We start from the raw sequence: 15,603 nt of genomic DNA, 5'->3' as shown, positions 1-15,603 counted from the left end.
AGTTGAAGCCCTACAGTAACCATGACAGTGGTGTTCAACTTAAGGAGCGTCCGGTGACACCGGAGAGCCAAGCCCGGATCACTGCACACGGGCAGCCGAGCGACGAGCCGCACGCCCAACACGCGGAGGAGCCCGAGGGCCACGGGCACGGACACCCGGCCCCACCAGCGCCGAACCCGCGCCGCTGGGTGATCCTGACGCTCCTGTGCATGGCCCAGTTCATGCTCATCGTCGACGTGACCGTGGTGAACGTCGCGCTGCCGTCGATCGGTGACGACCTCACCCTCTCGCCGGCCGCGATGACCTGGGTGGTCACCGCGTACACGCTGCTCTTCGGCAGTCTGCTGCTGCTCGGGGGGCGGCTGGGCGACTTCCTCGGCCGCCGGCGTACGTTCCTCGGCGGCCTCGCCCTGTTCACCGTGGCGTCGCTGTTCTCAGGACTGGCCGAAAGCAGCGGCACCCTGATCGCCGCCCGCGCCGCCCAGGGTGTCGGCGCCGCCTTCCTCTCCCCGGCCGCCATGGCCACGGTGATGGCCACGTTCCAGGGCCCCGAGCGCAATCGCGCCCTGGGCGTCTGGGCGGCGATCGGCGGCACGGGCGCGGCGTTCGGCGTGCTCCTCGGCGGCGTGCTGACCTCGGGGCCGGGCTGGGAGTGGGCGTTCTTCATCAACGTGCCGATCGGCCTCATCGTGCTCCTCCTGGTGCCCGTCCTGGTCAAGGAGGACGGTCCGACCACCGGGCCCGGCGGCCGCCACAAGGGCATCGACCTGCCCGGCGCGCTCACCATGACGGCGGCGCCCGCTCTGCTCATCTACGGCCTGGTGCAGGCGCGCGACCACGGCTTCGGCGACGCCGCCGCCTGGGGCCCGCTGCTCGCCGCGGCGCTCTGCGCGGCCCTGTTCGTGCTGGCGGAGCGCTCCACGGCCTCCCCCCTCGTGCGGCTGTCCTTCCTGGCACGGCGCTCCATGGCCGGTGGCTGCCTGGTCATGCTGGCCTCTGCGGGCGTGCTGATCTCCGGGTTCTTCCTGTGCTCGCTCTACCTCCAGCACGTGCTGGGCTACAGCGCCCTGCGCACCGGTCTGATGTTCCTCCCGGCGGCGCTGGCCACCACCATCGGCGCGCACCTGGCCTCCCAGGCGGTGGCCCGGATCGGCTGGCGCGTGACGTCCGCCTCGGGCCTGGTCATCGCTGCGGTCGGCGGTCTGCTGCTGTCCGGCGTCGACCGCGGGAACGCCTGGGCCGAGGTGCTGCCCGGGTTCGCCCTGCTCTCCTTCGGCCTCGGGATCGGCTTCGTCTGCGCCATCACCAGCGCCATGCACGGCGTGGGTCACTTGGACGCGGGACTCGGTTCCGGCCTGGTGAACACCGCGCACGAACTCGGCGCCTCGCTGGGCATCGCAGTGGTCGCGGCCGTCGCGGGGGCCGGCCTGGAAGGCGCCGGCGCCCCCTCGCTCGACGGCTTCGACAACGCCTTCGTGGCCTGTGCGGTCATCTCGGCCGTCGCGGCCGTGGGCGGTCTGACGCTGCTGCCCAAGGAGCGCCCCGACCCGTCGGCGGGACCGATTATGGCCCACTGACCCAAGACGCCGCGCCCGCCAGGCGCGGCCCCATGAGTCGCGAAAATCGCCCTTCCGGAGAAAATCCGGTGGGGCGATTTGACATGCCTTTTTGATGAACAAAGGAGCAAACTCTCATTTCGATACCCACTTGACTCCGTCACTTCTCTGTCGAATAGTTATGGCCGCCGTTTGACTGAAAGCGACGACACGGGGAGGGCACTTGCAGAAGGGGTTCGAGAAAATCGGTAGAGCCGAGGGGGAGGCCGAAACAGAGGATGCGGACTGTCGACGCATTCTGATCATCGATCCCGACCCCTCTTCCAGACTGCTGCTCAGGCAGTTCGCCCTGGACAGCGGGCTGTCCCAGTCCGTACTCGCGGCCGCCTGCGCCGCTGACATCCCGTCGGACTCGGTGACCGGTCCGGTCACCCTGGTGCTGCCGTCATCGCTGGGTGTGCGCGACCTGCCGCTGCTCAGCCCGCTCCTGCTCCACCCGGCGACCCATGTCGTCCTGGTCCTGCGCTCGCTGATGCAGGATCAGCTCGACACCGCGCAGTGGGTGCTCGCCCATGCGGTACTGCGCCTGGAGGACCTCAAGGAGACCTCGGCGCGCGAGGTGCTCACGCCGCGCTCCCGCGGGACGATCACCGTGTCCTCCGAGGCGTTTCACCAGGTCGTCCGCCTCGCATCAGGGGTTTCGGGCAACGAGGCCGCACGTCCGCGCCTGACGGAACGGGAACACGAGACGCTCCGGGCGGTGTCCCAGGGACTGAGCAACCGCCGTATCGCCCGTCGTATGGGCATCACCGAGCACGGCGTGAAACGGCATCTGGCCAATGTTATGAGCAAGTTGAACTGCCAGAACCGCGCCTCCGCGGTAGCCGTCGCACTGCGCAGCGGGCTGCTCGATCTCGACAGCACCGACAGCGCGGCCGTCTGACACCACCTCTGCCCCATTTCCGCCCCACCTGCCCCGGCCCGCCCCACAGGCCGAAGGGCGGCTCACCGTTACGCGGAAACAGCTCCCCAAGGAGATTCATCATGACTGAATACCGCCTTGACGTGACGCAGAGAAGTGTCACAGCAAACGGCCTAGTAATTCACTTTTCAAAGAACTCTGCTCCGGAAATTCCCGTCGTCGGAACGGCGTCCCCCAGCGATGCCCCCCGGGTGCAGATCGAGTCCCGAATAACGTCCGCAGCGCTTGACCGCATCGAGCGGAGTGCGGCCGAGCGATGTATCGGCGTGTCGGCCGTCCTGATCACCGCGACGGCCGACGCGGTGCGGCTGTGGGCCCGCCACTGCGCCTTCGCACTCGCCGTCACCCGCCCCGGCACCGCCACGCCCCGCGAGGTCCTGTGCGACCTGCCGGACGGCGCCTCGTTCGCCGACCGCGCACAACACATGCACGAGCAGCTGGGCCGCGAGGCGGACGAGGCCGGCGACCCGGCGCTGCGCACCGGCCCCGTCTGGCACACGGCCGTGGGCGAGGCCGGCCTGACCGTCGTATGGGAGATACCCAAGGGGTCGCTCCCGCACGGAATCGACGCCGAACTCACCTCCGTCTGCGAGCGGCTGCTCGAACTCCTCGCGGACGACCCCACCGCCTGGGACCGCACCGGACGGATCGCCGACCTTCCGGCCTGGCAGCTCGCCGAGCGCGCCGCCGCCAACGACACCACTGCCGACCTGCCCGCGGCCACCCTGTGCGGACTCGTCGAGGACCGTGCCGTCCAGTGCCCCGACGCCCCCGCCGTGATCGCCCACGACGGCACCCGGCTCACCTACCGCGAGGTCGTCTCCGACGCCCGCCGCCTCGCCCGCCGCCTGACCGCTCTCGGCACGCCGCCGGGCCGGCTGGTCGCCGTGGTGATCGACAAGGGCCTCGCCCAGGTCCCCGCGGTCCTCGGCGTAACCCTCGCCGGCGCCGCCTATCTGCCGATCGACCCGCAGTGGCCGGCCGCGCGCCGCGCCCAGATCATCGAGCAGGGCCTCGTGCGGACCGTGGTCACCACGCCCCGCCTGCGCGACGAACTGGAGTGGCCCGAGGACATCCGTCTCATCACCCTCGATGACGCCGAGGTCCGCGCCGAGGCCAACGGCCCCCTCGCCACCCGGCCCGGCCCCGCCGACCTCGCGTACGTCATCTTCACCTCGGGTTCGACGGGCCGGCCCAAGGGCGTGGTGATCGACCACCGCGGCGCCGTCAACACCATCCAGGACATCAACGAACGCTTCGGCGTCGGCCCCGACGACCGGATCCTCGCCCTGTCCTCGCTCAGCTTCGACCTGTCCGTGTACGACGTCTTCGGCGCGCTGGCCGCCGGTGCCGCCGTGGTGATGCCCGCGCCGGGCCGCGCCCACGACCCGGAGCACTGGTCGGAACTGGTCCGGCGGCACGACGTGAGCGTGTGGAACTCGGTGCCCGCGCTGCTGCGCGTCTGGCTGGAGGCCCCCGCGCCCGTGCCCGCCACGGCTCCGCTGCGCCTGGTGATGCTCAGCGGGGACTGGATCCCGGTGACGCTGCCCGACGCGCTGCGCTCGGTGTTCCCGACGGCGCGTGTGATCAGCCTGGGAGGTGCGACCGAGGCGTCGGTCTGGTCGATCCACCACCCCATCGAGGAGGTCCCTGCAGAGTGGAGCCGCATTCCGTACGGCAAGCCCCTGGCCAACCAGACGATGCATGTGCTCGACGACCGCCTCGACCCGTGCCCGGTGTGGGCCACCGGCGAGATCTGGATCGGCGGCGTCGGCGTGGCCAAGGGCTACTGGGCGGACGCGGACAAGACGCGCGAGCGGTTCGTCACCCACCCGGTGACCGGGGAGCGCCTGTACCGGACCGGCGACGTGGGCCGGTACCTGCCGGGCGCCGACATCGAGTTCCTCGGCCGTGAGGACACCCAGGTCAAGGTCAACGGGTACCGCATCGAGCTCGACGAGATCGCCGCCGTGCTTCGCCGCCGCCCCGGCGTCCACGAGGCCCTCGTCACCGTCGCCACCAACCCCGTCACGGACCGGGGCCAGCTCGTCGCCTACGTGGTGCCCGAGCAGCCCGGCGGCGGCGAACAGCACACCGCCGAGCGGCCCGCCCCCGACTTCGACGCGGACCGCGCCTGGACCGGGGCCCTCGACGCGGCGGGCCAGGAGCTGACGGCCGCGACCGGTGAACTCGCGCCCGCCGTCGCGACGTTCCGGGACATGTGGCACCGTCTCGCGGCACTCGCGCCCACCGTGATGGCCCGCAACCTGGCCCGGCTCGGCGTCCTCACCGCGGCCGGCGCCACGGCCACCGCCGACTCGGTCGTCGAGGGGTGCGGCGTACGCCCGCACTACCGCGGACTGGTCGACCAGTGGCTGGCCGTGCTCGCCGACGCCGGCGTCCTCGGCCGCACCGCCCGACCGGGCGAGTACCGCTGCGCCGACGCGCTCGACGCCGATGCGCTCGACGCCCGGATCGACGCGGAACTCGACGCCCTGTCACCGGCCGACGCGGACCGGCAGCTGAGCGCGTACTTCACCGGCTGCATCCGCCGCCAGCTCGATCTGCTGACCGGCGCCGTGCGGCCGCTGCAGCTGCTGCTGCCCGACGGCGACTGGCGCGTCACCAAGGCCCTGTACGCGGACAATCCCGCGGCCCTGCTGCAGAACCGCGTCGCGGCGAAGGCCGTGCGCCGCTTCGTCGACGAATTCACCGGCGGGCGCAAGGTGCGCATCGTCGAACTCGGCGCGGGCACGGGCGCCACCGCGGACCAGGTGCTGCCCGCGCTCCCCGCCGACCGTGTCGAGTACCTCTTCACGGACCTGTCCACGGCGTTCACCGAGTCGGCCCGCAGCCGGTACGCGTCCGCGCACCCCTTCGTCGACTACGGCCTGTACGACATCGACGGCGTCCCGGTGGAACAGGGCCTGGCGTTGGGCGCGTTCGACGTCGTCGTCGCCGCGAACGTGCTGCACGACGCGAAGAACCTCGGCCGGACCCTGAAGCACGTGCGCTCCCTGCTCGCCCCCGGCGGCCTGCTCGTCCTCGTCGAGGGCACGGTCAACTCCCCCCTGAACATGATCAGTTTCGCGTTCCTGGAAGGGTTCGGGAACTACCAGGACCAGCGGTCCGCGACCCTGCTCTCGGTACGCGAGTGGCGCGAGGAGCTGGCGGCCGCCGGATTCCGGCGGGCCGCGTCGGTGCCGGACGGTCCCCCGGCCGTGGACGCGCTCGCCCAGCACGTGATCGTCGCGAGGGCACCGGACGACGGCAACGTCCTCGACGTGTCACGGCTCGGCGAGGCGCTCGGCGAGCTGCTGCCGGAGTACATGGTCCCGCACCACTTCGTCACCCTCGACGCGCTGCCGCTGAGCGCCAACGGCAAGGTGGACCGCGCGGCACTGCCCTCACCGTGGCGCGAGTCGTCCACGCAGGACCACACGGCGCCGCACACCGATCTGGAGCGCCGCCTGCACGAAATCTGGAGCGACGCGCTCGGCAGGGACGACTTCGGCATCGACGACAACTTCTTCGACCTGGGCGGCGACTCGCTGCACGCGGTCCGCATCGTCGGCAGGTTCCGTACCGAACTGGGCCTGAACGAGGTGGGCGACGAGGCCATCGACATGTTCTTCGACGCCCCCACGATCGCCGAACTCGCCCGGGTGCTGGCCGCGCGCGCGGAGATCGGCGCATGAGCCGGCACGCGCCGTTCCCGCTCACGCCTCTTCAGGAGGCGTATCTGGTGGGCACGTCCGACCTGGTGGAACTCGGTGGCTTCCAACCCGGCTACTACGTCGAACTCGACCTGGTCGACCTCGATGTGGCCCGTGCCCAGGCTGCCGTCGACCGGCTGATCCGCCGCCACAACCACCTGCGGGTGGTGGTGGACGCGTCCGGGACACAGCGGGTGCTCACCGAGGGGGAGACCGGCCCGTACCGGTTCACGGTCACGGATCTGACCGGCCTCGACGTGCCGCAGCAGGAGGACGCGCTCGCCCGGACGCGGCGGCGGATGTGCGAGGAGGGCGTCGACCCGACGCGCTGGCCCCTGTTCGACGTGGTCGTGCAGCGGCTGCGGCCCGGCCGGGTGCGCGCTCACATCGCCATGAGCCTACTGCTGCTCGACGGGCGCGGCATCCGGCAGACGATGGACGAGTGGCGCGCGTACTACCACGATCCGGACCTGACGCCGGACCGCCCGGAGCACACCTACCGCGACTGCCTCCTCGCCCTGCTCGACCACGAGAACAGCGACGCCTACCGCACCCAGTGGCAGTACTGGGAACAGCGCCTCGACACCCTGCCGGACGCGCCCCGACTGCCCCTCGCCGTCCAGACGTCGGCCATCCGCCCGGTGCGCTTCACCCGGCGCGTCCACCGGCTCAGCCGCGCCCAGTGGACGGCCCTGTCCGCGACGTTCCGCAAGCACCGCGTGCTCGCCACCTCGGCGATGCTGCACGTGTTCGCGGAAGCGATCGGCGCATGGGCGTCGGCTCCGCACTTCTGCCTGAACATGCTGCACCAGAACTGGGCGTCCGCCCGGCCGGAGGCGGCCGGGGTCATGGGCCAGTTCGGTGCCACGCTCCCGGTCGAGGTCGACCTGCAGGCCGGCGACGACTTCTTCGCCCGCGCCCAGAACCTGCAGCGTCAGGTGGTCAAGGACCTCCAGAACTCCGATGTGGCCGGCGTGCGCATCACCCGTGAGCTGGCCGCACGCCGCGGCTGGACCTCGCGCGCCGCGCTGCCGTACGTGTTCACGAGCATGCTCTCGCCGGCATCCGCCCACGGACGGCAGCGCGGCGAGACACCCGAGGCCCGGCACGGACGCCTCGCCTGCCGCGAGGTGCACAGCGATCTGCGCACGCCGCAGGTCCTGATCGACAACCAGCTGCACGACGGGGCCGACGGCGGTGTCGACTGCATCTGGGACACCGTCGACGACGCGTTCCCGCCCGGCCTGCCGGACCTCATGTTCGCGGCGTACGCCCGGATGCTCGACACCCTGACGGCCCCCGACGGTGCCGCGGCACGGCCCGACCCGGTGCCCGAGGCCCACCGGGCCGTCGTCGCGGCCCTCAACCCGGCGCCTTCGGACCCCCCGGCCGGGCGTCTGGAGGACGGATTCCTGAAGCAGGCGGCGCTGCGCCCCGACGCGCCCGCCGTCCTGACCACCGAACGGACCCTGACCTACGGCGAACTGGAGCTGCGCTCAAGGTCGTTGGCGCACGCGCTCACCGGGCACGGCGTCGGCAGCGGTGACGTCGTGCCGGTCGTCATGGCCAAGGGCTGGGAGCAGATCGTCGGCGTGCTCGGCGTGCTGCGCACCGGGGCCGCGTACTGCCCGATCGATTCGGCCCTGCCGGACGAGCGCATCGCCCATCTGCTGGACGGCTGCTCCGCGCCCGCCGTTCTGGTGCAGCCCGCGGCTGTGGAGCGGATGAGCGAACTCGGGGACCGGCCGGTGCTGTGCGTCGACGCGGCCCCGGTGGCACCGGCGCCGTCCACCGCGCCCGGGAGCGGGCCGGAGGATCTCGCGTACATCATCTACACCTCGGGCTCCACCGGGCTGCCCAAGGGCGTGATGATCGAGCACGGCCCCGCCCTCAACACGGTGGTGGACATCAACGAGCGGGTCGGACTCGGCCCGGACGACCGGGTCTTCTGTATCTCCTCGCTCAGCTTCGACCTGTCCGTGTGGGACGTGTTCGGCACCCTCGCCGCGGGGGCCGCCCTGGTGCTGCCGCGGGCGAGCGCCCATCCTGACCCGCTGGGCTGGGCCGAAACGGCCGCCGCGTTCGGCGCGACGGTGTGGAATTCCGTGCCCGCCCTGGCGCAGATGATGGCCGAAGCGGACGGCGCGGCCCCCTGGGCGGGCACGCCACCGATCCGGGCGTTCCTGATGAGCGGCGACTGGATCCCGACTACCCTGCCGGACCTGCTGCGGGAACGGTGGCCCCAGGTGCGGCTCATCGCGTTGGGCGGCGCCACCGAGGCCTCGATCTGGTCGAACATCCACGAGATCGAGGAGCCGGACCCCGCGTGGCGCAGCGTCCCGTACGGTGTGCCGCTGCGCAACCAGACGATGCGGGTGCTCGACCACCGCTACGACGTGCGCCCGCCCTGGGCCGTGGGCCGCATCCACATCGGCGGGGCCGGCCTGAGCCGGGGCTACTGGCGGGACGCGGACCGCACCGCCGACCGCTTCGTACCGCACCCGGTCACCGGCGAGCGGCTCTACGCGACCGGGGACCTGGGCTGCTACCGGCCGGACGGCACCATCGAGTTCCTGGGCCGTGAGGACCGGCAGCTGAAGATCCAGGGATTTCGCGTGGAACCCGGCGAGGTCGAGGCGGCGCTCCTCGACCACCCGGCGGTGCGGCGCAGCGCGGTCGACGCGGTGAGCACGGCCGGTGGTCAGCGGCGCCTGGCCGCCCTGGTCGTCCCGGCCGAGGGCGCACGGCCCGAGCCCCGGGAGCTGCTCGCCCATCTGCGGGCGCGGCTGCCGCACTATCTGGTACCCGGCCGGCTCCAGGTGGTCGACTCCCTGCCGCTGACCCCGAACGGCAAGGTGGACGTCCAGGGCGCCCTCGCCGCACTCGCCGCCACGGCCCCGACGGCCGCGGACGACGCACAGCCCGCGACACCGCGCGACGACGGTCCGGTGCAGCGGCTCTGCGCCCTGTGGTCGGAGCTGCTCGAGGTGCCGTCGGTGGACGCGGACAGCGACTTCTTCTCGCTGGGCGGCAATTCGCTGCTCGCCCTGCGCCTCGTCAACCGGATCCGGACCGATCTCGGCGCCGGGCTCTCCTTCGGCCAGGTCTTCGAGGCGCCGACGGTGCGGGCGCTCGCGGCACGCATCGCACAGGACGAGAGCCCGGGCGAGGGGACCGGAAGTCTCGTCCCGCTGCCCGGCGGCGGCCGGTCCGGTGGGCGGGAGCTGTTCCTGTTCCATCCGGTGGGCGGCTCGGTGGCGGCCTACACGCCGCTCGCCCGGGCCTGGGACGGCCCCGTGCACGCCTTCCAGAGCGCGGCCCTCGCGCGGGGCACGGCACGGGCGCTGCCGGCCGGCGTGCCGGAGATGGCGCGGGCCTACCGTGCGGAACTGCAGGCGCTGCGTCCCGAAGGGCCGTATCTGCTCGGCGGCTGGTCGATGGGCGGCATCCTGGCCCACGAGGTCGCGGCGCAACTTGCCGAACAGGGCCACGAGGTCGCGGCGTTCATGATCGACAGCGACCTCACCGAGGTCCGCGGCACCCGCACCGAGCGCGAGCGGCACACGGAGTTCCTGACCGACCTGGCCGGGGGGCGTCTGCCGGCCTCCCTCGAAGCGGTCGTGCGCGCCGCGCCGGAGGACGACCTGGCGGAGGCGGCCGTGCGGGCGGCGGTCGAACACGGGTTGCTGCCGCCGGAGTCGGGCGCCGACCAGTACGCACTGCTGAAGAACGTCCACGCTCACCATCTGGCGACCCTCGACGCCCATCGGCCGCAGAAGCTCGACGCACCGGTCCTGCTGTTTGTGGCAGGACAGGTGGAGCGCCCGGATCCGGTACCGGCCTGGCTGAACCTCTGCCCCCGCCTGGAGGCGGACGTCCACCCCGAGGACCACTACTCGATCGTCGCGGGCGACCGGCTCACCGCCGTCGCCGAACGCGTCCAGGCGTGGGCGGGCGCACTCGCCGCCCGCACCCCCCTCACCAAGGAGCTGCCGTGACCCACACCGCCACCGACGCCGCGGTCCTCGGCCTCACCCCAGACGACGTCCGCCAGGCCGTCGCTGACATCCTCGGCATGACGCCCGAGGCCATCGACCACGAGCGGAACCTGATCTCGTACGGCATGGACTCGATGCGCATGATGCGCCTCGCCGGGGCCTGGCGTAAGGCCGGTGCCACCACCACGTTCCGCGATCTCGCGGAGGAGCCCACGGTGGAGCGCTGGCACGCGCTGCTCACCGCGGGACCGGCGACGCCGGCGTCCGTGGTGCCCGCGCAGCGGCCGGCACGGCGCTCGGCCGGGGACCCGTTCGCGCTGACCCCCGTGCAGCAGGCGTACTGGATCGGCCGGGGCCAGGGCATGACCCTCGGGTCCGTCGCCTGCCACGCGTACCTGGAGTTCGACGGTCAGGGCGTGGACCGCGGCCGCCTGGAGTCGGCCGTGCGCGCGGTGATCGCCCGGCACCCGATGCTGCGGGCCCGCTTCCTCGACGACGGACGCCAGCAGATCCTCGCCGACAGCGGGTGGACCGGGCTGACCGTGCACGACTTCACCTCGTACGAGGACAAGGACGCGCGGCGCCGGGCCGAGGAGGTGCGCGAGGGGCTGTCGCACCGCGTGCTCGACGTCGCCGCCGCCGAGACGCTGGACGTGCAGCTGTCCCTGCTGCCCGCGGGCCGCACCCGGATCCACTTCAACATCGATCTGCTGGTGGCGGACGTAGCGAGCATCGAGCTCGTCCTCGCCGACCTGGCGACGGCCTACACCGGGACGCCGCTGCCCGCCGCCCCCGCCTACGACTTCGGCCAGTACCTGGAGGACCACCGGTCCTGGTGCGGTCCGCTCACCGCCCCGGACAGCCCGGCGGGCCGGGCGCGCGCCTACTGGCAGGAGCAGTTGCCGCAGCTGCCCGCGCAAGGGCCCGCGCTGCCCCTCGCGGTGCGGCCCGAGCAGGTGACGCGGTCGCGGTTCAGCCGCCGTCGCCTCACCCTCGGCAAGGCCACGTGGGAGTCGATCACTGAGCGGGCCAGGGAATACAGCCTGACCCCCGCGATGGTCCTCGCGACCGCGTACGCGCAGGTGCTCGCCGCCTGGAGCGAGACGGACGACTTCCTGCTCAACGTGCCGCTCTTCGACCGGCAGCCCCTCGCCCCCGAAGTGCCCGGCATGGTCGCCGACTTCACCAATCTCGTACTGCTGCGGGTGGACGCGGCACACCCGATGCCGTTCGCCGATCGGGCCCGCGTCTTGCAGCGCCAGCTTCAGCAGAACGCCTCGCACGCCGAGTACTCCACCCTCAACGTGCTGCGGGACCTGCGCAGAGCCCGCCGCGACAAGCGGGTCGGTGCCCCCGTGGTGTTCGCCTGCAACCTCGACTCGCAGTGGGTCGGCCCCGAGTTCGAGGCGGCCCTCGGGGAGTGGACCTGGATGCTGTCGCAGACGCCGCAGGTCTGGCTCGACCACCAGGTGTACAAGGTCGGCGACGAGGTGGTGCTCGCCTGGGACGCGGTCGACGAACTGTTTCCCGAGGGGCTCATCGACACCATGCTCGACGCCTACGGGGCGCTTCTGGAGGAGCTGGCCGCTCAACCGGACAGCTGGTCACGTCCCCCGCGGATCGCCTCGCCCGAGCAGCTGCCGGAGGTCGCCCGATGAACGTGCTCGACCTCGCCACCGGCTCCCGCTGCTTCAAGCGCTTCCACCCGACGCCGGACCACCGCGCCCACCTCGTCTGCTTCCCGCACGCAGGCGGCTCAGCCACGACATACTTCCCCCTCTCACGGCAACTCACGTGTCTGGAACCATCATTGAACGTACTCGCCGTCCAGTACCCGGGCCGCCAGGACCGCAGGAACGAGCCGCTGATCGACGACGTGCACGCGCTCGCCGCACAGGTCCACCGGGAACTGCTGCCCGTCCTGGACGGCCGGCCGCTCGCCCTGTTCGGCCACAGCATGGGCGCGGTCGTCGCCTACGAGGTGGCCCGGCTGCTCGAACACGACTCGGCCACGGTGCCGGCGGTGCTCTTCGCCTCCGGTCGCAGAGCACCGTCCAGGCTGCGCGACGAGTGGACGCACCTCAAGGACGACGCGGGGCTCATCGACGACCTGCGCACCCTCGACGGCACGGACGCCGAGATCCTCGCCGACAAGCACCTGATGCGGACCGTGCTGCCCGCCATCCGCGGCGACTACCGGGCGATCGAGACGTACCGCCACCGCTCCGGCCCCGAACCGAGTTGCCCCATCGCTGTTCTCGCGGGCCGGGACGACGCCCGCACCACGACGGACGAGCTGATGGACTGGCGGCACCACACCACCGGCTCGCACTCGCTCACCGTCTACCCGGGAGGCCACTTCTTCCTGAACGACCACACGGCCGACATAGTCGGCCTCCTCGTGGAACATCTGCGAGCGGCGGGCGTTTCGTGAACAGGTGCGACTGGAGGCCGGCGTCGCGGCATGAACGTCCAAGTCCTCACCAGTCCCTTCGGACGGCGGCTCTGGGCCTCACCCGCGCTGCCCGGCTCCGCCACGACCTGCCCGCGCCGGGCCGCGCCCACGGCATTGTCGAAGCACTCACCGAGACCGGCCTCAAGTGCTGGGCCGACAAGGCGTATCAGGGCACCGGCAACCCCCTCCGGGTGCCCTTTCGCGGTCGCCACCTCCAGCGGTGGCAGCGCCGGCACACACACCGAACCCGTTCGCGCCGAGGCAGCTTGACAGATCAACTGCATCGGATGTCTGGCGAAACCGGCATGCCGACGACCAGTGCCTACAAGCCGTCGTCGACAGGGCACACGTTGCCTGATGCGGCTCCAGCACCAGAAACGCTACGGGCGCGGCGCACTCGCACAAGACGCGGCCTCGCTGCGCGGGCGACCGAGTGGGCCGCTGAAGTGTCCGCACGGCAAAGAAGGCGGCCGGCGGCCGGTTCCGGCCGGGTCAGCCCGACTTCGGCGGCTTCTGCGCGTCGAAGGCGAAGAGAGTGTTCTTGGCCGCGGCCACGATCACTGCACGCCCCGCGACGGTCACGCGCGGGCTTGCGCCCTGCTCGCCCGTCAAACCATCGGCCTGCGGATCTGTTGTCCACAGGGGTTTGCCATTGTACGGCGACAGCGCGACCACCCGGCCGGTGGCCGAGCTGAAATACAGCGCGTCGGCTCCCGCCACGGGACCCGACGCGCCCTCCACGCCCGTCTGCCGGGACCACTTCATCCGGCCGGTCGCGGGGTCGAGCGCTGTGACGAGACCGGTCTGCCTGCTCACGTAGAGGGTGCCGTCCGCCATGCCGGGCGTCCCCGCGTATGTCTTGGCCAGCCGGGAGTACGTGACCTTCCGCGAGGCCAGGTCGACCCGCGCCACCCCGTCGTAGCCGGCCAGCGCCGTTCCCTCCATGTGCCCCTGAAAGAGTACGAGTTTGCCGTTGGCGACGCCCATCGGCACGGCGGGGCCGTCAACCGCGACGGGCCTGCCCAGTGTCCCCGAGGCGCGGTCGACCGTATACAGGGTGGGGTGGCGCACCTCTGAGGCATCCACCTCCGCATCCGTCGCGCACATCGCGAAGAGCTGCGGGCCCACCGGGACGGGAGCGCACTGCGAACCCGCGGGGAACGACGTCGTCCAGGTGACCTCACCGCTGTGCGCGTCCCGGGCCTCGAAGCGGGAGTTGGAAGCGTCGACCGTCACGACGGCGGAGCCGACCACAAGGGCGTCCTGAGTCCGACCCGTGACGGCCTGCGACTGGGCGCCGGACGGCACGGACCACAGCTCCCGGCCGTTGTTCGCGTCGATGGCCACCACCTCGCTGGGAGGGTCCTGCGGAGCGTTCTGGGCGGCGAAGCGGTAACCGAGCACCGTATCGTCGGTGGCGCCCACCAGGTGCATGCCCTGGACGGGGACGCCCGGACTCTTCGCCGTCCACACCCGCGAGCCGTCCAGGGCCCTGATACGGGTCGCGACAACGCCGCCGCCCCCGCAGAACAGCGCGTCGCCGCGCGCGACGCAACGCAGCTCGTCGGAGATGTCCTCGCTACCGCCCTGCACAGTCCTGCGCCACGGCTCGAAGCCGTCCGGAAGTGCGGCACCCGGCGCCGCAACGCTGTTGCCCTTGTCGCTGCCGCTGTTCCCCCCGAGGCCGCCCGCCTTCAGTGCGGCGGCTCCCCCGCCGATCGCTGCCACCGCGACCGCGGCCGCGAGCACAGGACGCCATCGACGACGCAGACGGCGGCCGATGGTGCCGGCGCTCCCTGTATCGGGACCGGCCGGGGCGGTGGTCGGCGCCGGGGTGGCCCGCGTCGCGAAGTGATGCTGGGTGATCACGTCGCGGGTGCGGCCCGCTGCGACCCTGTTCGCGTCGGTCCCACCGAGGTCGGCCGGCAGGTCCCGCAGCAGCACGAGGAGTTCGTCCGCCGAGGGGCGCCCCTTCGGCTCCTTGTCCAGGCACGACTCGACGACCGCGCGCAATGCCACCGGCACGGCACCCAGCGACGGCTCCTCGTGCACCACCTGATACGCCGTCATGTATGGGCTGTCCGCGTCGAAGGGCCCGTGGCCCGTCGCTGCGTACACCAGCAGCGTCCCCAGCGAGAAGACATCGGACCGCGGCCCCACACCACGCGGCGCCTGCAACTGCTCCGGCGACATGAAGGGCGGCGTACCGATGACCCGCCCTGTCATCGTCAGCGTCTGCTGGTCCACGGCGCGCGAAATGCCGAAGTCGATGACGCGTGGGCCCTCGGGCGAGAGCACGACGTTCGAGGGCTTCAGGTCACGGTGGACGACCCCCACCCGGTGGATGTCGCGCAGTGCCTCCGCCAGCCCGATGGCGAGCCTCCTCAGCTCCGTTCCGTTCAGCGGGCCTTCAGCCGCGATGCGCTGGGCGAGCGTGTGCCCCTCGATATAGGTCGTCGCCATCCACGGCTGCTCGGCCTCAGGGGCAGCGTCGACCACGGCGGCGGTGAACGCGCCGCTCACCCGCCTCGCCGCCGCCACCTCCTGCCGGAAACGGATGCGGAACTCGTCGTCCCCCGCGAACTGCTGGTGGATCAGTTTGATAGCGACAGGTCGCCCCGAGCTCGTACGGGCCAGAAAGACCGTGCCCATGCCCCCCGAGCCAAGCCGCGCCTCAAGCGGATAACCGCCGATCTCGGCTGGATCACCTCCGCGCAGCGACACTCTTCCCGACCTCCCGTCCCCCGTGCACCTCTGCCGTCACGGGTCTGCGTACCTGTCCTGTACACAAACTAGCCGCAGGGCAGTACGGCAGAGCAAAGCGGGTGACGAACAGGGAGCCCAGAGCTGCTCCCGTGCCCGGCACGACGAAGCCCCGCCAAGAGGAGAGCGCCGG

7 protein-coding genes and 1 pseudogene are annotated in these 15,603 nt (G+C 71.9%); 7 read left to right on the top strand and 1 reads right to left on the bottom strand.

Going from position 1 to position 15,603, the window contains the following annotated elements:
- Positions 1-53: 53 nt before the first annotated feature.
- The 7 genes and pseudogenes from OG306_RS36085 to OG306_RS36055 form a co-directional block, all read left to right on the top strand.
- Positions 54-1,577 carry an MFS transporter gene (locus OG306_RS36085; RefSeq protein ID WP_266750614.1) on the top strand — a complete coding sequence of 508 codons (1,524 nt, stop codon included), beginning with the start codon at positions 54-56 and terminating at the stop codon, positions 1,575-1,577.
- A gap of 202 nt (positions 1,578-1,779) precedes the next feature.
- A complete protein-coding gene (locus OG306_RS36080) occupies positions 1,780-2,499 on the top strand; it encodes a response regulator transcription factor (protein ID WP_266750613.1) in 720 nt (239 codons plus the stop codon).
- Positions 2,500-2,804: 305 nt separating this feature from the next.
- On the top strand, positions 2,805-6,236 hold the full coding sequence (locus OG306_RS36075; RefSeq protein ID WP_266750611.1) for an amino acid adenylation domain-containing protein: 3,432 nt from the start codon (positions 2,805-2,807) through the stop codon (positions 6,234-6,236).
- Positions 6,233-10,252, top strand: coding sequence for a non-ribosomal peptide synthetase (locus OG306_RS36070; protein WP_371666097.1), 4,020 nt, complete (start codon positions 6,233-6,235; stop codon positions 10,250-10,252). The genes OG306_RS36075 and OG306_RS36070 overlap by 4 nt, the downstream gene beginning before the upstream one ends.
- Complete coding sequence (locus tag OG306_RS36065) at positions 10,249-11,910, top strand: condensation domain-containing protein (RefSeq protein ID WP_327258450.1); 1,662 nt, start codon at positions 10,249-10,251, stop codon at positions 11,908-11,910. Before OG306_RS36070 ends, OG306_RS36065 begins: the two co-directional genes overlap by 4 nt.
- The gene (locus OG306_RS36060) at positions 11,907-12,686 is read left to right on the top strand and encodes a thioesterase II family protein (RefSeq protein ID WP_371666096.1); all 780 of its coding nucleotides are present in this window, start codon (positions 11,907-11,909) and stop codon (positions 12,684-12,686) included. Before OG306_RS36065 ends, OG306_RS36060 begins: the two co-directional genes overlap by 4 nt.
- Before the next feature lie 18 nt (positions 12,687-12,704).
- A pseudogene (locus OG306_RS36055) lies at positions 12,705-12,916 on the top strand (transposase family protein); the annotation flags it as partial.
- 283 nt (positions 12,917-13,199) lie between these two features.
- Here the strand turns inward: OG306_RS36055 and OG306_RS36050 are convergent.
- Positions 13,200-15,431, bottom strand: a complete 2,232-nt coding sequence (locus OG306_RS36050; RefSeq protein ID WP_266750605.1) for a protein kinase domain-containing protein — start codon at positions 15,429-15,431, stop codon at positions 13,200-13,202.
- Between the last annotated feature and the right edge of the window lie 172 nt (positions 15,432-15,603).

This window comes from Streptomyces sp. NBC_01241, from assembly GCF_041435435.1.
In the GTDB taxonomy this organism is placed as follows: domain Bacteria; phylum Actinomycetota; class Actinomycetes; order Streptomycetales; family Streptomycetaceae; genus Streptomyces.
The sequence above is the reverse complement of the archived record's forward strand: the minus strand, read 5'-3'. Positions and strand labels throughout refer to the sequence as shown.